General features: G+C 71.1%; 19 protein-coding genes. 14 read left to right on the forward strand and 5 right to left on the reverse strand.

Translation table 11 applies throughout. The features are described 5' to 3' along the window. Positions 1 to 44: 44 nt before the first annotated feature. The 6 genes from dnaK to AB0D93_RS02165 all read left to right on the forward strand — a co-directional run bounded on the left by dnaK (position 45) and on the right by AB0D93_RS02165 (position 6,942). Positions 45 to 1,892, forward strand: coding sequence for a molecular chaperone DnaK (dnaK, locus tag AB0D93_RS02140; protein ID WP_362111381.1), 1,848 nt, complete (start codon positions 45 to 47; stop codon positions 1,890 to 1,892). Further along, positions 1,889 to 2,551: a nucleotide exchange factor GrpE gene (gene grpE / locus AB0D93_RS02145; RefSeq protein ID WP_362111384.1), complete on the forward strand. Its 663-nt coding sequence runs from the start codon at positions 1,889 to 1,891 to the stop codon at positions 2,549 to 2,551. The genes dnaK and grpE overlap by 4 nt, the downstream gene beginning before the upstream one ends. 48 nt (positions 2,552 to 2,599) lie before the next feature. Next, complete coding sequence (gene dnaJ / locus AB0D93_RS02150; RefSeq protein ID WP_362111387.1) at positions 2,600 to 3,772, forward strand: molecular chaperone DnaJ; 1,173 nt, start codon at positions 2,600 to 2,602, stop codon at positions 3,770 to 3,772. Between the two features lie 5 nt (positions 3,773 to 3,777). Further along, positions 3,778 to 4,224, forward strand: coding sequence for a helix-turn-helix domain-containing protein (locus AB0D93_RS02155; RefSeq protein WP_362111390.1), 447 nt, complete (start codon positions 3,778 to 3,780; stop codon positions 4,222 to 4,224). Between the two features lie 255 nt (positions 4,225 to 4,479). Then, positions 4,480 to 5,586, forward strand: coding sequence for a substrate-binding domain-containing protein (locus tag AB0D93_RS02160; protein WP_362111393.1), 1,107 nt, complete (start codon positions 4,480 to 4,482; stop codon positions 5,584 to 5,586). A gap of 309 nt (positions 5,587 to 5,895) precedes the next feature. Then, positions 5,896 to 6,942 (forward strand): LuxR C-terminal-related transcriptional regulator, encoded by a 1,047-nt coding sequence (locus tag AB0D93_RS02165; RefSeq protein ID WP_362111396.1) that lies wholly within the window; start codon positions 5,896 to 5,898, stop codon positions 6,940 to 6,942. Here the strand turns inward: AB0D93_RS02165 and AB0D93_RS02170 are convergent. Together AB0D93_RS02170 and AB0D93_RS02175 are read right to left on the reverse strand one after the other, a co-directional pair. Then, positions 6,905 to 7,888 (reverse strand): helix-turn-helix transcriptional regulator, encoded by a 984-nt coding sequence (locus AB0D93_RS02170; RefSeq protein ID WP_362111399.1) that lies wholly within the window; start codon positions 7,886 to 7,888, stop codon positions 6,905 to 6,907. The genes AB0D93_RS02165 and AB0D93_RS02170 overlap by 38 nt on opposite strands. A gap of 57 nt (positions 7,889 to 7,945) precedes the next feature. Continuing rightward, entirely contained in the window at positions 7,946 to 8,908 is a 963-nt protein-coding gene (locus AB0D93_RS02175; protein WP_362111402.1) for a helix-turn-helix transcriptional regulator, read from the reverse strand. 335 nt (positions 8,909 to 9,243) lie between these two features. Here AB0D93_RS02175 and AB0D93_RS02180 point away from each other — a divergent pair, with 335 nt between their 5' ends. Beyond that, positions 9,244 to 9,579 carry a hypothetical protein gene (locus AB0D93_RS02180; RefSeq protein WP_362111405.1) on the forward strand — a complete coding sequence of 112 codons (336 nt, stop codon included), beginning with the start codon at positions 9,244 to 9,246 and terminating at the stop codon, positions 9,577 to 9,579. Between the two features lie 147 nt (positions 9,580 to 9,726). Here AB0D93_RS02180 and AB0D93_RS02185 read toward each other — a convergent pair whose 3' ends face one another. Continuing rightward, positions 9,727 to 10,119, reverse strand: a complete 393-nt coding sequence (locus AB0D93_RS02185) for a TIGR03618 family F420-dependent PPOX class oxidoreductase (RefSeq protein ID WP_362111408.1) — start codon at positions 10,117 to 10,119, stop codon at positions 9,727 to 9,729. Positions 10,120 to 10,236: 117 nt separating this feature from the next. Between AB0D93_RS02185 and clpB the strand changes: the two genes are divergently transcribed. Continuing rightward, positions 10,237 to 12,834, forward strand: a complete 2,598-nt coding sequence (gene clpB / locus AB0D93_RS02190; protein ID WP_362111411.1) for an ATP-dependent chaperone ClpB — start codon at positions 10,237 to 10,239, stop codon at positions 12,832 to 12,834. A 161-nt stretch (positions 12,835 to 12,995) separates the two neighbouring features. Beyond that, positions 12,996 to 13,535: a YbjN domain-containing protein gene (locus AB0D93_RS02195; RefSeq protein ID WP_362111414.1), complete on the forward strand. Its 540-nt coding sequence runs from the start codon at positions 12,996 to 12,998 to the stop codon at positions 13,533 to 13,535. An 11-nt stretch (positions 13,536 to 13,546) separates the two neighbouring features. On the opposite strand, the gene AB0D93_RS02200 is transcribed toward AB0D93_RS02195, so the two are convergent. Continuing rightward, a complete protein-coding gene (locus AB0D93_RS02200) occupies positions 13,547 to 14,740 on the reverse strand; it encodes a hypothetical protein (RefSeq protein ID WP_362111417.1) in 1,194 nt (397 codons plus the stop codon). Positions 14,741 to 14,855: 115 nt separating this feature from the next. Continuing rightward, entirely contained in the window at positions 14,856 to 16,040 is a 1,185-nt protein-coding gene (locus tag AB0D93_RS02205; protein ID WP_362111420.1) for a pyridoxal phosphate-dependent aminotransferase, read from the reverse strand. Positions 16,041 to 16,158: 118 nt separating this feature from the next. On the opposite strand from AB0D93_RS02205, the gene AB0D93_RS02210 reads away from it, so the two are divergent. The 5 genes from AB0D93_RS02210 to AB0D93_RS02230 all read left to right on the forward strand — a co-directional run bounded on the left by AB0D93_RS02210 (position 16,159) and on the right by AB0D93_RS02230 (position 20,753). After that, a complete protein-coding gene (locus AB0D93_RS02210) occupies positions 16,159 to 16,506 on the forward strand; it encodes a hypothetical protein (RefSeq protein WP_362111423.1) in 348 nt (115 codons plus the stop codon). Positions 16,507 to 16,825: 319 nt separating this feature from the next. Next, complete coding sequence (locus tag AB0D93_RS02215; RefSeq protein ID WP_362111426.1) at positions 16,826 to 17,350, forward strand: DUF2617 family protein; 525 nt, start codon at positions 16,826 to 16,828, stop codon at positions 17,348 to 17,350. A gap of 97 nt (positions 17,351 to 17,447) precedes the next feature. Beyond that, positions 17,448 to 19,085: a polyamine aminopropyltransferase gene (locus AB0D93_RS02220; RefSeq protein ID WP_362111429.1), complete on the forward strand. Its 1,638-nt coding sequence runs from the start codon at positions 17,448 to 17,450 to the stop codon at positions 19,083 to 19,085. Positions 19,086 to 19,139: 54 nt separating this feature from the next. Further along, entirely contained in the window at positions 19,140 to 19,904 is a 765-nt protein-coding gene (locus AB0D93_RS02225; protein ID WP_362111432.1) for an SRPBCC domain-containing protein, read from the forward strand. Between the two features lie 42 nt (positions 19,905 to 19,946). Then, positions 19,947 to 20,753 (forward strand): aldose 1-epimerase, encoded by an 807-nt coding sequence (locus AB0D93_RS02230; RefSeq protein WP_362111435.1) that lies wholly within the window; start codon positions 19,947 to 19,949, stop codon positions 20,751 to 20,753. Position 20,754: the final 1 nt, after the last annotated feature.

The raw sequence follows: 20,754 nt of genomic DNA on the forward strand, positions 1-20,754 counted from the left end.
CACACTTGAGTCCGTTCCACTCAAGTCAGCTGGAGGAATCAACCATGGCACGTGCGGTCGGCATCGACCTGGGCACGACTAACTCCGTCGTCAGCGTTCTGGAGGGCGGCGAGCCCACCGTCATCACCAACGCCGAGGGTGCCAGGACCACGCCGTCCGTCGTCGCCTTCGCGAAGAACGGTGAGGTGCTCGTCGGCGAGGTCGCCAAGCGCCAGGCGGTCACGAACGTGGACCGGACCATCCGCTCGGTGAAGCGTCACATGGGCACCGACTGGAAGATCCAGCTCGACGGCAAGGACTTCAACCCGCAGCAGATCTCCGCCTTCATCCTGCAGAAGCTGAAGCGGGACGCCGAGGCGTACCTGGGCGAGAAGGTGACCGACGCGGTCATCACCGTCCCGGCCTACTTCAACGACTCCGAGCGTCAGGCGACCAAGGAGGCCGGTGAGATCGCCGGTCTGAACGTCCTGCGCATCGTCAACGAGCCGACCGCCGCCGCGCTGGCCTACGGCCTCGACAAGGACGACCAGACGATCCTCGTCTTCGACCTCGGTGGCGGCACCTTCGACGTCTCGCTGCTGGAGATCGGCGACGGCGTCGTCGAGGTGAAGGCCACCAACGGTGACAACCACCTCGGTGGTGACGACTGGGACCAGCGCGTCGTCGACTACCTGGTCAAGCAGTTCGCGTCCGGCCACGGCGTGGACCTCGGCAAGGACAAGATGGCCCTCCAGCGCCTCCGTGAGGCCGCCGAGAAGGCCAAGATCGAGCTGTCCTCGTCCACCGAGACCTCGATCAACCTGCCGTACATCACGGCGTCCGCCGAGGGCCCGCTGCACCTGGACGAGAAGCTCACCCGGGCCCAGTTCCAGCAGCTGACGGCCGACCTGCTGGAGCGCTGCAAGACGCCGTTCCACAACGTCATCAAGGACGCCGGCATCTCCATCAACGAGATCGACCACGTCGTCCTCGTCGGTGGCTCCACCCGTATGCCCGCCGTCGCCGAGCTCGTCAAGGAGCTGACCGGCGGCAAGGAGGCCAACAAGGGCGTCAACCCGGACGAGGTCGTCGCCATCGGCGCCTCGCTCCAGGCCGGTGTCCTCAAGGGTGAGGTCAAGGACGTCCTGCTCCTCGACGTGACCCCGCTGTCCCTCGGCATCGAGACCAAGGGCGGCATCATGACCAAGCTGATCGAGCGCAACACCACGATCCCGACCAAGCGGTCCGAGATCTTCACCACGGCCGAGGACAACCAGCCGTCCGTGCAGATCCAGGTCTACCAGGGCGAGCGCGAGATCGCGGCGTACAACAAGAAGCTCGGCATGTTCGAGCTGACCGGTCTGCCGCCGGCGCCGCGTGGCGTCCCGCAGATCGAGGTCTCCTTCGACATCGACGCCAACGGCATCATGCACGTGACCGCCAAGGACCTGGGCACGGGCAAGGAGCAGAAGATGACCGTCACCGGCGGCTCCTCGCTGCCGAAGGACGAGGTCGACCGGATGCGCCAGGAGGCCGAGCAGTACGCGGAGGAGGACCACCGCCGCCGCGAGGCCGCCGAGTCCCGCAACCAGGGCGAGCAGCTCGTCTACCAGACCGAGAAGTTCCTCAAGGACAACGAGGACAAGGTCCCGGGCGAGATCAAGACCGAGGTCGAGGAGGCCGTCGCCGAGCTGAAGGAGAAGCTCAAGGGCGAGGACACCGCCGAGATCCGCACCGCCACCGAGAAGGTCGCGGCCGTCTCCCAGAAGCTCGGCCAGGCCATGTACGCCGACGCCCAGGCCGCGCAGGCCGGTGGCCCGGAGGGTGCCGCCGCCGGTGGCGCCAAGGCCGCCGACGACGACGTCGTCGACGCCGAGATCGTGGACGACGAGCGCAAGGACGGTGCCGCGTGACGGAGGAGACCCCGGGCTTTGAAGAGAAGCCCGACGTCCCCTCCGGCGCCACCCCCGACGACGCCGAGTCGAAGGCCGCCCCCGAGAAGGGGGCGGCCCCGGCCGGGGACGGAAACGAAAGCGCGGGTCTGGTGGCCCAGCTGGACCAGGTGCGTACGGCGCTCAACGAGCGCACGGTGGACCTCCAGCGCCTCCAGGCCGAGTACCAGAACTACCGCCGCCGGGTCGAGCGCGACCGGATCGCGGTCAAGGAGATCGCCATCGCGAACCTCCTGACCGAGCTCCTGCCCGTGCTCGACGACATCGGCCGCGCGCGGGAACACGGCGAACTGGTCGGCGGCTTCAAGTCGGTGGCCGAGTCGCTGGAGACCGTGGCGGCCAAGATGGGCCTGCAGCAGTTCGGCAAGGAGGGCGAGCCCTTCGACCCGACCATCCACGAGGCCCTGATGCACTCCTACGCGCCGGACGTCACCGAGACGACCTGCGTGGCGATCCTGCAGCCCGGCTACCGCATCGGCGAGCGCACCATCCGCCCCGCGCGGGTGGCCGTCGCCGAGCCGCAGCCCGGCGCGCAGACCGTCAAGGCCGAGGGCGCCGAGGAGACCACCGAGGCGACGCAGGCCGACGACAAGGAGAACGGTGGCCCGGACGAGGGCTGACGTCATCACCGAAGACAGGACTGAAGACAGGAAGGAGGGGCGTCGGGGATGAGCACCAAGGACTTCATCGAGAAGGACTACTACAAGGTCCTCGGCGTCCCCAAGGACGCCACCGAGGCCGAGATCAAGAAGGCGTACCGGAAGCTCGCCCGCGAGTTCCACCCGGACGCCAACAAGGGCAACGCCAGGGCCGAGGAGCGCTTCAAGGAGATCTCCGAGGCGAACGACGTGCTCGGCGACCCCAAGAAGCGCAAGGAGTACGACGAGGCACGCGCCCTGTTCGGCAACGGCGGCTTCCGCCCCGGTCCGGGCGCCGGCGGCTCCTTCAACTTCGACCTGGGCGACCTCTTCGGAGGCGGCGGCACCGCCACCCAGGGCGGAGGCTTCGGCGGTGGGCTCGGTGACGTCTTCGGGGGCCTGTTCAACCGCGGCGGCACCGCGGGCACGCGTACCCAGCCCAGGCGCGGCCAGGACATCGAGTCCGAGGTCACGCTGAGCTTCACGGAGGCCATCGAGGGCGCCACGGTGCCGCTTCGGATGTCCTCCCAGGCGCCCTGCAAGGCCTGCTCCGGCACCGGCGACAAGAACGGCACACCGCGCGTGTGCCCGACCTGCGTCGGCACCGGGCAGGTCGCCCGGGGCTCCGGCGGCGGCTTCTCGCTCACCGACCCCTGCCCCGACTGCAAGGGCCGCGGCCTGATCGCCGAGCACCCCTGCATGGAGTGCAAGGGCAGCGGCCGCGCCAAGTCCTCGCGCACCATGCAGGTCCGCATCCCGGCCGGGGTGACCGACGGGCAGCGCATCCGGCTGCGCGGCAAGGGCGCGCCCGGCGAGCGGGGCGGACCGGCGGGCGACCTGTACGTGGTCGTGCACGTCGGCGCGCACCCGGTGTTCGGGCGCAAGGACGACAACCTCACCGTCACCGTGCCCGTGACGTATCCCGAGGCGGCCCTCGGCGGTGAGGTCCGGGTGCCCACCCTCGGCGGCCCGCCCGTCACCCTGAAACTGCCGCCCGGCACGCCCAACGGCCGTACCATGCGCGCCCGGGGCAAGGGCGCGGTCCGCAAGGACGGCACCCGCGGCGACCTGTTGGTCACCGTCGAGGTGCGTGTTCCCAAGGACCTGTCGGGGAAGGCTCGTGACGCACTCGAGGCGTATCGCGAGGCGACCGCGGGCGAGGACCCGCGGGCGGAGCTGTTCGAGGCGGCGAAGGGAGACTGAGAGAGATGGACGGCCGTCGACGTAACCCGTATGAACTGACCGAGGAGACCCCGGTCTACGTCATCTCGGTGGCGGCCCAGCTCTCCGGACTCCACCCGCAGACGCTGCGCCAGTACGACCGGCTGGGCCTGGTCTCCCCGGACCGCACCGCGGGCCGGGGCCGACGCTACTCGGCCCGCGACATCGAACTGCTCCGTCAGGTGCAGCAGTTGTCGCAGGACGAGGGCATCAACCTGGCCGGAATCAAGCGCATCATCGAACTGGAGAACCAGGTCGCCGCCCTGCAGTCCCGCGTCGCGGAGCTGGAGGCGGCCCTGGACGGCGCGGCGGCGGCGATGCGGCAGCGCGAGGCCGCCGTCCACGCCTCCTACCGCCGCGACCTGGTGCCGTACCAGGAGGTCCAGCAGACCAGCGCGCTGGTGGTGTGGCGGCCGAAGCGGCAGCAGGACTGAGCAGCCGACGCGGTGCGGAAGGGGCCCGGATTCCGGGCCCCTTTTTTTGCCGTCTCATGAACTCCCCTTGGATGGAGGGTCCGTAAAGGGCGTTTGAAGATGATTCCGCTCGTCCTTCACAGGGTCAGCTGAGCGTGGTGTTGCGGACTCGTTAAGTAGTTCCGCTTGACGCCGGGTGTGGCACCCGCGTTGTCTTTTCAGACACCTGGGTCGTATAGCAGCCCTACGTCCGGAACACCTGAAGTGAGCCCTCGAATGCGTCGTATCGCCATATCCGTGGCAGCATCCACGATGACCCTCTCGCTCGCCGGCTGCGGCGTCCTGGACGCGACGGGGGACGGTGCGAACGCGAGCCCCAGCAAGGGCAACGACATCACCGTGGGCCTGCTGCTGCCGGAGAAGGCGAACACCCGGTACGACAAGTTCGACTACCCCATCATCAAGACCCAGGTCGCCGCGCTCACCAAGAAGCAGGGCAAGGTCGAGTACGAGAACGCGGACGCGGACGCCTCCAAGCAGACCTCGCAGATGCAGCAGATGATCGACGAGAAGGTCGACGTCATCCTGGTCGACGCGGTCGACTCGCACGCCATCGCCGCCGAGGTGCAGAAGGCCAAGGACGCGGGCATCCCGGTCATCGCCTACGACCGTCTCGCCGAGGGCCCGATCGACGCCTACGTCTCCTTCGACAACGAGCTGGTCGGCGAGGTCCAGGGCCGCACCCTGCTGGAGGCCCTCGGGTCGAACGCCGACAGCTCCTCCAAGATCGTCATGGTGAACGGCTCGCCCACCGACCCGAACGCCAAGCAGTTCAAGGAGGGCGCGCTCTCCGAGCTCACCGGCAAGGTGACGATCGGGGCGACGTACGACACCACGGACTGGAAGCCGGAGCTCGCCGAGACCGAGATGACCAAGGCCCTCAACGCGATCGGCAAGAACAACATCGCCGGCGTCTACGCGGCCAACGACGGCATGGCGGGCGGCGTCATCAAGGCCCTGAAGGCCGCCGGCGTCACCAGCCTGCCCCCGGTCACCGGCCAGGACGCGGAGCTCGACGCCGTCCAGCGGATCGTGGCCGGCGAGCAGTACATGAGCGTCTACAAGGCCTATCCGGACGAGGCCCAGGCCGCCGCCCAGATGGCCGTCGCCAAGGTCCAGGGCCGGGACATCCAGTTCGACGCGCTCACCCAGGACAAGGTCGACAGCCCCACCACCAAGAGCATCCCGTCCAAGCTGATCCAGCCGACCGCCCTGACCAAGAGCAACATCAAGTCCACGGTCGTCGCGGACGGCATCTACACCGTGGGCGACATCTGCACGGCCAAGTACAAGGCGGCCTGCGCGACGCTCGGCCTGAAGTAGACCGTTCCGCCGCGCCCCTGAGGACGGCACCCCAGGGGCGCGGGCAACCGCGCGCGCCTCGCTTCGCGTCACCCCCGTGAACGCGATGCGACGCCCCCGACGCGGCGGGGAAGTGGAACCAACGATGCCGTGACGCACTCCGCCCCACCACCATCAGCTTGTTGCAATGCGAGGGGCGGAGCCTGGCGGATACCCGGACATAACAGCGCTTTGCGGCGGCCCCGTTGGAGGGAGCCGTGTTGCGGACCCGGTCGACGCCGCGCATAGTTGCGCTGCGGAAGTGGCAGCACACCGGGGGTGAAATGGGCGATGGCCGGGCGCGGGGCGGAGGAGCATCCACACGGCGCCGACCGACTGTGCGCGGCCGGGGATCGCGTGTATTCCCGGGCCGTACGCCGGGGTCGGGTGCCGCGCACTGATGCCGAGCCGGTGCCCTGTCTGCTGGAGCTGGCCCTGCTGCACCCGGACCCCGACGACATGGACTGGCTGGTGCCGACCTCCCCGCAGGAGGTCATGAGCAGGCTGCTGCGCGGGGTCTACGACGAGGTCAGCGAGAGCCAGCGCCGGGTGGGCTCGGCGGTGGCGGCCTTCGAGTGGTACGCCGGACTGGGCCGTCAGCTCGGCTCACTGGCCGCGCCGGCCGAGGGCAGCGCGATCCGGGTGCTGGACGGGCTCTCCCGGATCCAGGCCGCGATGGACGAGGCGACCGAGGCGTGCACGACCGAGGTGCTCACCGTGCAGCCGGGCGGCATCCGCCGGGAGGCCGAGCTGACCGAGGGGCTGCACCGGGCACTGGCCCTGCGCGGCCGGGGCGTGCGCATGCGCGACCTGTACACCCATGTGGCCCGGCACGGCCAGGGGCTGCTCAACTACCTGGAGCTGATGGGCGACACCGTCGAGGCTCGCACCCTGGACGAGGTCATCGACCGGCTCATCCTGTTCGACCGCACGGTGGCCTTCATCCCGGCCAACACCGACCGCACGATGGCCCTGGAGCTGCGCCACCCCGCCCTGGTCGAATACCTGGTGACGGTCTTCGAGCGGCTCTGGCGCCTCGCCATCCCCCTGACCGCCCCGCTCCCCGACACCGGCATCGAGGGCATCTCGCACCGCGAGCAGTCCATCGCCGCGCTGCTCGCCGAGGGCCACCAGGACGCGGTGATCGCGGAACGGCTCGGCATCAGCGTGCGCACCTGCCGCGCCCACATCGCCCGTCTGTCGGAGACCCTCGGCGCGGCCAGCCGCACCCAGCTGGGCGTGCGCATAGCCCAGGTCGGCCTGGACGGCCACCGGGGCCACGGGCTGCCGGCCGCCGCGCTCACGGCTCCTGATCAAGAATCCCCGAGCGTGCGATGAGATAGCCCAGCTGTGCCCGGCTGTCACTGCCGAGGGTGGCGGAGAGCTTGGCGATGTGCAGGCGTGCGGTGCGGACGTTCATGCCGAGGCGGTCGGCGATGACGGCGTCGGTGAGCCCTTCGACGAGGAGGGCCGCGATGGCCCGCTGGCGGGGCGTGACGCCGTTCACCGAGGGCGGCCGCACCGCCTTCGGGAACATCGGCGTGGCCAGCCGCCAGAGCCGGTCGAAGGTCGTGACGAAGTACTTGATCAGGGCCGGGTGGCGGACCTCCAGGGCGAGGGTGCCGTCGTCGTCGGCCGGCAGGAAGGCGATCTTGCGGTCGATGACGATGAGCCGGTCCGGCACCTCGTCCAGGCTGCGGGCCTCGGTGTCGCCGCGCCGGAAGTGCTCCAGCGGCCCGTACACGAGCGGCACATGGCGCAGGGTGTGCTGGTAGAGGACGCGGATGCGGCCGCCGCGGTCCAGCAGGGCCTGGTCGCGCGAGAAGGCGGCTTCACGGGCCGCCTCGCCGCGCGCGCCGGTCAGCCCGGAGTGCGGCTGGATGGTGAGGGACTCCTCGGTGGCGTCGACCATCGCGTCGGTGATGGCCCGGTTGATCTGCTCGGTGCCGCTGAGCAGCCGCAGCATCGTGCCGCCGGTGCCGGGCGGCTGTCGTACGTCGACCCGCATGAACGGCTCGAACCGCTCCACCAGCCGGTCCTCGCGCCGCCGTTCCTCGGCGACGCGGACTGCGGAGGCGCGCAGCAGCCGGTGCAGTGCCGCGGCGGGCGGGACCGGTTCGAGCAGGCCGAGGTCGTCGAGGGCGGGGTGGAGCAGGCCGAAGCCGGTCAGACAGGGCGCGTCGGCGGCGTCGGCCACGGGTATGCGACCCTCCCGCAGGGCACGCTCGTACACCTCCTGCCCGGCCGCGCACAACTCCTCGACACCGTGCTCCCGGTGCTTCACGGACTCACCTCCCCCTGCTGCCGCGCCGTCACCGTGCCGCTCTTCGGTGCCCGTCGGTCACTGCTCACCGCCCAGCGAGGTGTCCTTGTCCAGCAGCCCGGACTGCGCGATGAGGAAGCCGAGTTGGGCGCGGCTGCCGCTGCCGAGGGCCGAGGCCAGTTTGGCGATGTGGGCCCGGCAGGTGCGCACGTTCATGCCGAGGCGGCGGGCTATGGCCTCGTCCACGTGCCCCTCGACCAGGAGCTTGGCTATCGAGCGCTGGACGCCGGTGATGCCGTCGACGGGAGGGGCGTAGGCCGGTTCCTCCAGGAGGGGCACCGCGCGCCGCCACAGTTGCTCGAAGACCTTCACGAGGTAGTCGACCAGGCCGGGGTGCCGCAGTTCCAGCGCGACCTGACGGTCGTCACGCGCGGGTATGAACGCGACCGAGCGATCGAAGATCATCAGCCGCTCGATGAGTTCCTCCAGCGTACGGATCTCGACCTTCCCCTTGGCCATGATCTCCGCGTAGGCGAGCGTTCCCTGGCTGTGCCGTACCGTGTGCTGGTACAGCGTGCGCATGGAGATGCCGCGGTCGATGATGTGCTGGCCCCGCTTCAGGGCCGTGCTCAGCACGTGCTCGCTGCGTCCGCCGCCGGGCTGCACGGTGAGCACCTCGGTCTGGCACTCGGCGGTGGCCCGCTCGATGGCCGCGTTGATGCGGTCGATGCCCTCGTGCACCGTGACGGCGTGGGTCTCCCTCGGGCCCTGGGCGCTGATGGCCAGGAATGGCTCGAAGGAGTCGGTGAGTTCGATCGCGAGATGTCTGCGCTCCTGGATCTCGCGTTCGATGGGATGCAGGCGCTGGGCGAGGGCGGCCGCGGGCAGTACCGGCCGCAGCCAGTTCGGATCGTCGGGATCCGGGTGCAGCAGCGCGAATTCCAGCAGGCAGGGGGCGGGAACCACCTCCGAGCGCGAAACCCGGCCCAGCCGGAGCGCGTCCGCATAGAGACGCTTGCCTTCGTCGCAGAGGTCCGTCATCCCGTGAGGATGTGTCCCGCTTTTCTCGTTATGTGGCAAATCTCCACCCCCCAGGGTCCTGAACGTGCAGGAACATGATGCACCGGTTCTGTGGCTTTGACGTGGCTTGATGAGCCATCGTCATGAAGGCGGGGGAGAGACACTGGGGAAGTGAGGACGAAGCCCATCATGTGCAAGAGAATGCTTCGCTCAGTACTTGCCGTTGCCTTCTCCGCAGGACTGGTCTTCGGCATGGTGAGTACGCTGGATCTCGGCTGGGACAGCGCCAAGTCGGTGAACCAGGCCCGGTCCGCGCAGGATCTCGGCTGGGACATCGTGCGGACGGGTGTGCCGGCATGAGTACGCCGCCCGACGACCGTTCCTTTCGACGCGAAATGGCCACGGCCTACCGCTCCGGCTGGCACTTCATCGACCTGGTCACCGCCATCCCCCACAGCGGTGACTCGCTGATGGTGACCGTGTTCGGTGAGCCGGTCGTCGTGACGCGGGACGACGACGAGGACGTGCGGGCGTACCGGTGCCTGCGCAAGCCCCGTGGCGCGCCCCAGCCGGTCCGGTGCGCCATCCGGTACGGAATGATCTTTGTCAACCTCGACCAGCGGGATCATCGGCTCGCGGAGCCGACGGACCGTGACCTGAGGACCATCTCTGCCACCCCCCGCAGTGCCTGACGCGATTCCCCCGTCGTAAAAGATCGCTCAGGTGCTTCCCCCCGCAGCGGCGTCACCGTGACCTGAACACGGTGACGCCGCTGCAGTTTGTACGCAGATGTGCGGGTACGGGGGGACTTCCATCCTGGCTGAAAGTTTTCGGCCACCTCAGACGTTCCCCAGGGTCCGCTCCACCTCGATCTCGATCACCACGCGCGCCGGGTTCGGCCCCGGCCTCCGCTCGTAGCGCTCCGCGTAGCGCCGGACCGCCTCCGCGACCCGTTCCGGTTCCGTCCGTACCCGTGCGCGCCCCTCCAGCGTGGCCCAGCGCCGGCCGTCCACCTGGCACACCGCCACCCGGGCGCCCTCGGCCCCGGCCGCGCGCACGTGCCGCACCTTCGTGCTGGCCCCGTTGGTGATCACCCTGGCCAGTCCGGCCTCCGCGTCGTACGTCACCCCCACCGGCACCACGTGCGGGCTGCCGTCGGAGCGGAGCGTCGTCAGGGTGCACAGGTGGCGTTCCCGCCAGAACTCCAGGTACTGCTCAGAGTGGTTCGCCATGCCCCGCAACCTAGCGCCGGAGGCGGGGCCCGCGAACCTTGAGCGGAATGGACTCAACTTTGTGTACGCTGGTTAAGTCAGCAGTGGAGAGTGCGGACGAGGAGGAGAACGGACGACGTGGACGCCGAGCTGACCAACAGGAGCCGGGACGCGATCAACACGGCCGGCAACCGGGCCGTGTCCGAGGGGCACCCGGACCTCACCCCTGCCCACCTGCTGCTGGCTCTGCTCCAGGGGCAGGAGAACGAGAACATCACCGACCTGCTCGCGGCCGTCGAGGCCGACCAGGCCGCCGTGCGCGCCGGAGCGGAGAAGCTGCTGGCCGCGCTGCCCAGCGTGACCGGATCCACCGTGGCGCCCCCGCAGCCCAACCGCGAACTGCTGGCCGTGATCGCCGACGCCACCGAGCGCGCGAAGGACCTCGGCGACGAGTACCTGTCGACCGAGCACCTGCTCATCGGCATCGCCGCCAAGGGCGGGGCGACGGGCGAGCTGCTGAAGGGGCAGGGCGCCGATGCGAAGAAGCTGCTGGAGGCCTTCAAGAAGGCCAGGGGAGGACGCCGCGTGACCACCGCCGACCCGGAGGGCCAGTACAAGGCCCTGGAGAAGTTCGGCACCGACTTCACCGCCGCCGCCCGCGAGGGCCGGCTCGACCCGGTCATCGGGCGGGACCCGGAGATCCGGCGGGTGGTGCAGGTGCTGTCCCGCCGTACGAAGAACAACCCCGTCCTCATCGGTGAGCCGGGCGTCGGCAAGACGGCCGTCGTCGAGGGGCTCGCCCAGCGGATCGTCAAGGGTGACGTGCCCTCGTCGCTGAAGGACAAGCGGCTGGTCGCGCTGGACCTCGGCGCGATGGTCGCCGGCGCCAAGTACCGCGGCGAGTTCGAGGAGCGCCTGAAGGCCGTCCTCGCCGAGATCAAGGACTCCGACGGGCAGATCATCACGTTCATCGACGAGCTGCACACCGTCGTCGGCGCCGGTGCCGGCGGCGACTCCGCCATGGACGCGGGCAACATGCTCAAGCCGATGCTGGCCCGTGGCGAGCTGCGCATGGTCGGCGCAACCACCCTGGACGAGTACCGGGAGCGGATCGAGAAGGACCCGGCGCTGGAGCGGCGCTTCCAGCAGGTGCTGGTCGCCGAGCCGACCGTCGAGGACACCATCGCGATCCTGCGCGGTCTCAAGGGCCGGTACGAGGCCCACCACAAGGTGCAGATCGCCGACAGCGCGCTGGTGGCCGCCGCGAGCCTCTCCGACCGCTACATCACCTCCCGCTTCCTCCCCGACAAGGCCATCGACCTGGTCGACGAGGCCGCCTCCCGGCTGCGCATGGAGATCGACTCCTCGCCGGTCGAGATCGACGAACTCCAGCGCGCCGTCGACCGGTTGAAGATGGAGGAGCTGGCGATCGCCAAGGAGACCGACCCGGCCTCCGTCGCCCGCCTGGAGAAGCTGCGCCGCGACCTCGCCGACAAGCAGGAGGAACTGCGCGGCCTGACCGCACGCTGGGAGAAGGAGAAGCAGTCCCTCAACCGCGTCGGCGAGCTGAAGGAGCGCCTGGACGACCTGCGCGGCCAGGCCGAACGCGCCCAGCGCGACGGCGACTTCGACACCGCCGCCAAGCTGCTCTACGGCGAGATCCCGCAGCTGGAGAAGGAGCTGGAGGCCGCCTCCGAGGCCGAGGAGGAGGCCGCCAGGGACACGATGGTCAAGGACGAGGTCGGCTCGGACGACATCGCCGACGTCGTCGCCGCCTGGACCGGCATCCCGGCCGGCCGCCTGATGGAGGGCGAGACGCAGAAGCTGCTGCGCATGGAGGACGAGCTGGGCAAGCGGCTGATCGGCCAGACCGAGGCCGTGCGCGCGGTGTCGGACGCGGTCCGCCGCTCCCGCGCGGGCATCGCCGACCCCGACCGGCCCACCGGTTCCTTCCTCTTCCTCGGCCCCACGGGCGTCGGCAAGACCGAACTCGCCAAGGCGCTCGCGGACTTCCTCTTCGACGACGAGCGGGCCATGGTCCGCATCGACATGTCGGAGTACGGAGAGAAGCACAGCGTGGCCCGGCTGGTCGGCGCGCCCCCCGGTTACGTCGGTTATGAGGAGGGCGGCCAGCTCACGGAGGCGGTCCGCCGCCGCCCGTACAGCGTCGTGCTGCTGGACGAGGTGGAGAAGGCCCACCCCGAGGTCTTCGACGTCCTCCTGCAGGTCCTGGACGACGGTCGCCTGACGGACGGTCAGGGCCGCACGGTCGACTTCCGCAACACCATCCTGGTGCTCACCTCCAACCTGGGCAGCCAGTACCTGGTCGACCCGATGCTGGGCGAGCAGGAGAAGAAGGAGCAGGTCCTGGAGGCGGTCCGCACCTCCTTCAAGCCGGAGTTCCTCAACCGCCTGGACGACCTGGTCGTCTTCTCCGCCCTCAGCAAGGACGAGCTGTCCCGGATCGCCCGGCTCCAGATCGACCGGCTGGCGGCGCGCCTCGCCGAGCGCCGGCTCACGCTGGACGTCACCCCGCAGGCGCTGGCCTGGCTGGCGGAGGAGGGCATGGACCCGGCCTACGGCGCCCGCCCGCTGCGCCGCCTGGTCCAGACCTCCATCGGCGACCGGCTCGCCAAGGAGATCCTCTCCGGCGAGGTCAAGGACGGCGACACGGTCCGCGTCGACCGCTTCGGCGAGGGTCTGCTGGTGGGACCGGCGACGGGGAAGACGCTGTGAGATCCGGGCCGTCCGGCGTCCGAGGGCGGCCGGAGGACGGCCATGGGGGTGCAGCAGCCGGAATCCTGTCAGCCAATGGCGGACAGGAGGGCGTCGGGGCTTGCTTCCCCCCTCCCCGGATGGGGGAGGATGGCGAGATCCACCATGAAGGGAAAAACACGGTGAGCATCGACCCGTCCTCGATTCCGAACTTCGGGGGCCAGCCCGAACCGCAGCCCCAGGGACCGGCCGGCCCCGTCCTCCCGGATCAGGACCTCGTGAAGCAGCTCCTCGACCAGATGGAGCTGAAGTACGTCGTAGACGAGGAAGGCGACCTCGCGGCTCCGTGGGAGCAGTTCCGCACCTACTTCATGTTCCGCGGGGAGGCCGAGCAGGCCGTCTTCTCGGTGCGGACCTTCTACGATCGCCCCCACCAGATCGATGACAAGCCGCAGCTGCTGGAGTCCGTCGACGACTGGAACCGCCGCACCCTGTGGCCCAAGGTGTACACCCACACCCACGACGACGGCACCGTCCGCCTGATCGGCGAGGCCCAGATGCTGATCGGCACGGGTGTCGACATCAACCACTTCGTCTCCTCGACCGTCAGCTGGGTCCGGGCCGCGATCGAGTTCGACAAGTGGCTCGTCGAGCAGCTCGGCCTGGAGCAGGACGTCAACGAGGCGGACAAGCCCGAGAACCCCGAGGGCGAGGGCGAGTAGCCCCGCAGCGCCTACAGCGGTGCCTGCGCGTACACCACCAGGTACGCGCCGTAGAGATAGCTGAGCCCGGCCAGGGCCGCGACCAGCACGGTCGCGTGCCAGGGCCGGGTTTTCGCCGTGTGCACCAGTCCCCGGGCGAGCGGCAGCAGCAGCGGGAACGCCGGCAGCAGGAACCGCGGCTTGGACTCGAAGAAGCCCGACCCGCCGAGCGCGATCAGCAGCAGCGCCCCGCTGTGCACGAGCAGGGGCAGCGGAGCGCGGTCCAGGAGCAGCAGCGCGTACAGCACCGCCGCCGCCACGACCAGGACCAGCGCCATCGGGAAGACGAACCGGCTGCCGTGCAGCAGCATCGCGCGCAGGAACCCGGCCGAGCCCCGCCCGAAGTCGAACGTCGAGCCCCACAGCCGCTGCACCTCGAAGTAGCCGCCCAGCAGATCGCCCTTGCGCCCGCCCACCCACAGCACATACGCCGTCCAGCCCAGCGGGGCGAGCGCCGCGCCCGTCCACAGCCTGTGGGAAACCCTTCCGCGCCGCCGCCACACCTCGGCCCCGGCCGTGACCAGCACAGCGGCGGCCACCGCGAACCCGTTCGGCCGGGACAGCCCCGCCAGCGCCGCGAGCGCGCCCGCCCACAGCCAGTTCCCGGCCAGCAGCGCGTACAGCGACCAGGCCGCGAACGCGGCCAGCACCGGCTCGGTGTACGCCATCGACAGCACCACCGCGTGCGGCAGCAGCCCCCACAGCAGCACCAGCGCGATACCGGTGGCCCGCCCGTGCAGCCAGGAGCCGACCGCGTGGATCCCGGCGGCGGCCACCGCGGCCGCGGTCCACGAGATCAGCAGCCCGGCGGTGCCCCCGCCGAACGGGGTCAGCGCGGTCACCGCCCGCAGCAGCGCCGGGTACAGCGGGAAGAACGCGAGGTCGCTGTGCGGCTCCGGGTCGCCGGAGGGCAGGTCGTGACCGTAGCCGTGCGCGGCGATGGTGAGGTACCACACCGAGTCCCAGGACCGGGCGAGCAGCGCCAGCGGGTGCCGGCCCGCGACATGGGCGAAGAGGGCGAGCACGGCCACGCCGGTGAGCCGGACGCCGAGGAAGAGGCCCACGGCGACGCCGCTGGTGCGGAGGAAGGAGGGACGGGCGCGGTCTCGCTGCGCCGGTTTGGACGCGGCTACGGGTGGGGCGAGGGTGGTGCTGGCGTGGGTCACATCTGAGCACCCTGCAAGGGCATCGGCGCCGACGCGAGCAGGTGGGGGCCGAGAGCGGCACGGGTTCACCGATTCGGCTGCCTGCCGCGGCGCCCCCGAAGGGGCACCGGACCGCTCACATCGCCCGCAAGCGCTCCACCGCCTCCCGCAACACCTCCTCGCGCTTGCAGAACGCGAACCGCACGAACGGCGCCCCGGCCTCCCGGTCGTCGTAGAACACGGCGTTGGGGATCGCCACGACGCCGGCCCGCTGCGGCAGGGCGCGGCAGAAGGCGAAACCGTCCTTCTCGCCGAGGGGACGGATGTCGGTGGTGACGAAGTACGTGCCGGCCGGCCGGTAGACGTCGAAGCCCGCCTCCGCCAGTCCCCCCGCGAGGATGTCCCGGCGGGCCAGCATGGACCGGCGGAGGTCCTCGAAGTAGGAGTCGGGCAGCGCGAGCGCCTCCGCGACCGCGTACTGGAAGGGGCCCGAGGAGACGTAGGTCAGGAACTGCTTCACCGAGCGGACCGCGGCCACCAGCTCGGGCGCGGCCGTGACCCAGCCGACCTTCCAGCCGGTGAAGGAGAAGGTCTTGCCGGCCGAGCCGATCGTCACCGTGCGCTCCCGCATTCCGGGGAACGAGGCGAGCGGCAGATGCTCGGCGTCGTCGAAGACCAGGTGTTCGTAGACCTCGTCCGTGACCACCAGCAGGTCCCGCTCGACCGCCAGCTCGGCGATCGCGGCCAGCTCCGCGCGCGTGAGGACCGTACCGGTCGGGTTGTGGGGCGTGTTGATCAGCAGCAGCCGGGTGCGGTCGGTGACGGCCGCGCGCAGCTCGTCCAGGTCCAGCCGGAAGCTTCCCTCGTGCGGCCGCAGGGTCACCGGCACCCTGGTGCCGCCCGCCATGGCGATGCTCGCCGCGTAGGAGTCGTAGTACGGCTCCAGGGCCACGACCTCGTCACCCGGCTCCACCAGCGCCAGCAGCGAGGCCGCGATCGCCTCCGTCGCGCCGGCCGTCACCAGCACCTCGGTGTCGGGGTCGTACGGCAGCCCGTACCGGCGCTGCTGGTGGGCGGCGATCGCGGTGCGCAGCCGGGGGATGCCCGGGCCCGGCGGGTACTGGTTGCCGTGGCCCTCGCGCAGCGCCCGCACCGCCGCCTCCCGGACCTCCTCGGGCCCGTCGGTGTCGGGGAAGCCCTGGCCGAGGTTGATCGAACCGGTGGAGACGGCGAGCGCGGACATCTCGGCGAAGATCGTCGTACCGAACTCGGCGAGCCGGCGGTTGAGGTGAGGGCGTGCGCTGGAGGTCATGCCGGCCATCCTGCGCCCAAGCTCTGGACTTCCTCAACTCCGCTTTGAGCCCGGTGACCGCCGGGCATCCCCCGGTCACCGCGGTCCACGGGGGGCCGCTTCGGGGGAACGGAAGGAGGGTGACGCCATGGTCGTCGGCATCATCTTCATCCTGGTCGTGGCCGCGTTCGTGGCCATGACGGCACTGGCCGGCGGGCGGGGCGGGAACCGGCCGCGCAAGGTGTCGCTCGGCAAGGGCGGACGCGGCCGGTCCGGGTCGTACCGCTCGTCGTCCTCCTCGTCCTCGTCGTACGACGGCAGCGGCAGCTGGTGGGCGGGAAGCGCCGACTCCGGTTCGTCGGGCGGCCATCACGGGGGCCACCACGGCGGTCACTCCTGTGGCGGCGGACACTCCTGCGGGGGCCACTCCTCCTGCGGCGGTTCCTCGTGCGGCGGGGGTTCGTCGTGCGGCGGCGGATGCGGGGGAGGCAGCTGACACGGGGCAGCCGAGCTCGTCGGGGGAGCCGTATCCGGGCCGCACGCGGGCGCCCGCCGGGCACGACGGCCGGCGGGCGCTCGCCGTTCGTCCTCCGCGCCCCGCGTACGCCATGGTTGAACAGTTGAACTGTGGAGCCCTCTGAGGGATGGAAACCCGGCGAACTTGGGTAAAAACGCTGTGGGGGCGCCTGTGTTCATGATTCCCTCTAAATCGCCAACGCAGCCCCCCGGACGTCCCTGAGACTCCCCGCCCCGGCCGAGCCGGCTGGGCTGACATGGCCGATCTCCCCCTCATCGCGTGTTAGCGGAGCCGACCCATGCTCACGACCCTGAACACCTCCTACACCGATACGCGCGCTGCCGACCTGGCCTGGGCACTGGGGCGCGAGCCGCTGCCCGCCCTGGCCACCCTGGACCTGGAACTCAGCGGGACCAGGCTTCAGTTGAGACTGCTCGGCGCGTCCCACCAGGTGCTGCTGGAGGAGGAGCGCGGCATCTGTTCGGAGACGGTCGCCTGCATCCCCGGCTCCAGCACCCCGCTGCCGCTCGGCGTCGCCAAGCGCGTCGGCGACTGGGAGTACGAGTTCGCCGCCCGGGTCGAGGTGCTCACGCCCGGCTCCTTCGCGGGCCGCGCCCAGGAGTTGCTGGCCCTCGTCTCCGACCATCCGCACGGCCTCGCGGGCGTCTTCCCGGGCAGCCCGCACGCCTTCACCGCGATGCTGGCCCAGCGCCACGAGGGACAGGTGCACTGGCGCACCTGGCACGCCTACCCGCAGGACGGGCAGTTGGTGGCCACCCGGACCCGGGTGGGGCAGCGGGTGGTGGTGGCACAGCAGCGGTGAGCGCGCCGCACGGACATAAACCCGCCGGACGTCAACCGCCCCATTTCCACACGTGTGGGTGACGAAGCGTACCGAGCATGTGACGTAACGTCGCAGCGTGATCGAACCGCACGCCCCCGCGCCCCCGGGTGCCCCGCCCTCCTGGACAGGCCCCGTCCGGCTGCCCGTCCGGCCCGGCACCGGGCGGTTCCTGGTCCTCGTGTGCGTCTTCGTCTGCGCGGCCTGCGGTCTCGTGTACGAACTGGAACTCGTCGCGTTCGCCTCGTACTTGATGGGCGACTCGGTCACCCAGGCCTCCGTCGTGCTGTCCGTGATGGTGTTCGCGATGGGCATCGGCTCGCTCGGCGCCAAGCGCCTGCGCTGGCACGCGGCCGCCGGCTTCGGCGCGATCGAGACCGCCCTCGCGCTGATCGGTGGGTGCAGCGCCATGGCGTTGTACGCCGTGTTCGCCTGGACCGGCGGCTGGGGCGGGATCTGGGCCGAGGGCCCACGCTGCCTCCTGGTCGCCTTCTCCCTCGCCATCGGCCTGCTCATCGGCGCCGAAGTCCCGTTGCTGATGGAGCTGATCCAGCGCATCCGGCACCAGGACGCGGGCGGCGCGGTGGCCGACCTGTTCGCGGCGGACTACGTGGGCGCGCTGGTCGGCGGCCTGGCCTTTCCCTTCCTTCTCCTGCCGTTCCTGGGCCAGTTGACGGGCGCCCTGCTCACCGGCACGGTCAACGTCGTCGCCGGCGGCGCCCTGGTCCTCGGCCTCTTCCGGCGCGATCTGACCCGGCGGGCCCGCTGGACCCTGTTCCTCGTCGGCCTCACCGTCCTCGGCGTCCTCGCCGCCGCCGCCGCGCTCGCCGACGACTTCGAACGCGCCGCGCGGCACGCCGTCTACGGCAAGGACGTCCGGGTCGCCGAACAGACCGACGTGCAGGAGGTCGTCCTGGCCGGCGGCACCGGCGGCAAGCCCCTCGACCTCTTCCTGGACGGCAGGCTCCGGGTGGGCGGCCGCGACGAACGCCGCTACCACGAGGCGCTCGTCCAGCCCGCGCTGTCCGACGGGCCGCACGCGCGCGTGCTGATCCTCGGCGGCGGCGACGGCCTGGCCGCCCGCGAGGTGCTGCGCGGGCCCGGTGTGCGCCGCCTCGACATCGTCGAACTCGACTCCGGCCTGCTCCGCCTGGCCCGCCACGACCCGGGTCTCGCCGCCGCCAACAGCCACGCCTACGACGACCCGCGCGTCCACACCACCACCGCCGACGCGCTCGGCTGGCTGCGCGGCGCACCCGCCGCCGGGTACGACGTCGTCGTCGCCGACCTCCCCGACCCGGGCATCACCGCCAGCACCAAGCTGTACTCCCAGGAGTTCTACGGCCTGGCTCGCCGCGTCCTCGCCCCCGGCGGCCGCCTCGTCGTGCACGCCGGGTCCGTCACCACCCGCCCCCGCGCCTTCTGGACGGTCTCCGCGACCCTGCGCGCCGCCGGCTTCGCCGACTCCCCCTACCGGGTCCTCGGCCACGACACCGGCTTCCCGGCCGGTCCCGACCGCTCGGCGGGGGAGTCCGGGGCCCCGCCCGACTGGGGGTTCCTGCTGGCGGCTCCGGGACGGACCCCGCCGCCGCTGCGGCTGGGCACCAGGCGGCTGCGCACACTGACGCAGGCGGAACTGGCGGCGGACGCGCGGGCGGCGGCACGGACCCGGATCGGGGGACTGTCCGCGTCGACACTGGTGCATCCGCGGTACTGACGAGCCGGTCGGATGAGGGTGATTTCCGGTCACGGCTGGGTAGGCTCACCGGACATGGAGCACCAGGTCATCGTCCCGGTCCCGGTCGAGCCGCTCAGAGACGCCCTCGCCGACCCCGCGCGCGTCGCCCGCGCGGTCCCCGGCCTGCAGCAGGACGCCGGTGCCGAACCCGTCACCGGCCGCCTGAAGCTGCGCGTCGGCGGACACTCCGTCACCTACCGGGGAACGGCACGGGTGACGGCCCGCGAGGACGGCACGTACGCCGTCGAGGCCGACGCCACCGAGGCCCGTGGCACCGGCACCGTGAAACTCGCCCTCACCCTGCGCCTCGCGGCCACCGAAGGCGGTACGGCGGTCACGGTCGAGGGCACCGCGAACGCGGACGGCCGCATCGCGGAGCTCCCGGTGGACTCGGTGAGCGCGGCGGTGACCCGCCTGCTGAACCGTTTCGTGGAGAGCCTGGCGACGCCGGAGCCCGCGGCGCCCCCGGAGGAGGGGCAGCCGGCGCCGGAGGCCGAGCCCACCTCCGTCTTCGACACCGAGGTCCCGCCGCCGTCCCTGGACCCGGCGGCCGACCGCCTCGCCGAGGACTTCGCCGACACCGGCGAGCCGCCCGCCGAGGCCGCACACGCCCGCCGGACGATGATCGGCCGCAGCGCGGAAGAGGTCGACCACGCCCCACCGCGCGGGCGCTACGCCCCGGTCCCGGCACCCCAGACGGTGACGGCGACCTCGGCACTGCGCTGGGCGGCCCCGGCGGCGGCACTCGTGGTGGCGTCGGCGATCGTCGTCAGCAGGGCACTGCGCAAACGGCGCTGAACGCGGTGCAGTTCCAGCCGGTCCCCCCAGTACTGTCTTCCCGTGAGTAACGAAGACATCACGCTGACCGCAGGCAGTGCAGAGGTACGTGTCAGCCCCGAGAGCGGCGGCCGGATCAGCGGCCTCGAGATCGATTCCCTGGAACTGCTGAGGCAGGGGCCGCGCTACGGCTGTTTCCCCATGGTGCCCTGGTGCGGCCGGATCCGCGAAGGCCGTTTCCTGGACGGCGGCACCGTGCGCCAGATGCCGGTCAACTCCCCGCCCCACGCCATCCACGGCACCGCCCGCGACGGCGCCTGGCGCACCGTGCGCGTCGCGGAGAACGAGGCGGTGATCACGTACGACCTGGCCGACCCCTGGCCGCATCCCGGCCGCGTCACCCAGGTCGTCACGCTCGCCGAGGACAGCCTGACGCTGACGATGTCGGTGGAGGCGCGGGACGACTCCTTCCCGGCGCAGATCGGCTGGCACCCGTGGTTCAACCGAACCCTCGCGGGCGCGGACGGTGCGGTCGGCGAGGCCGCGACGCTCGACTTCAAGCCCGCCTGGCAGGAGGAGCGGGGGGAGGACCATCTGCCCACCGGCAACCGGATCGACCCGAGGCCCGGCCCCTGGGACGACTGCTTCGGCATGCCCGGCGGCGTCGACGTCACCCTCACCTGGCCCGGACAGCTGGAGCTGAAGGTGGGCAGCCGGGAGGAGTGGGTGGTGGTCTACGACGAACAGGCCGAGGCCGTGTGCGTGGAGCCGCAGACCGGCCCGCCCAACGGCCTGAACACCCTCCCGCGCCTGGTCACCCCGCTGGAGCCGCTGGAGGCGACCACGACCTGGAGCTGGCGGCGCCTTTAAG

The sequence above is a fragment of the Streptomyces sp. NPDC048191 genome (assembly GCF_040652655.1).
GTDB lineage: Bacteria > Actinomycetota > Actinomycetes > Streptomycetales > Streptomycetaceae > Streptomyces.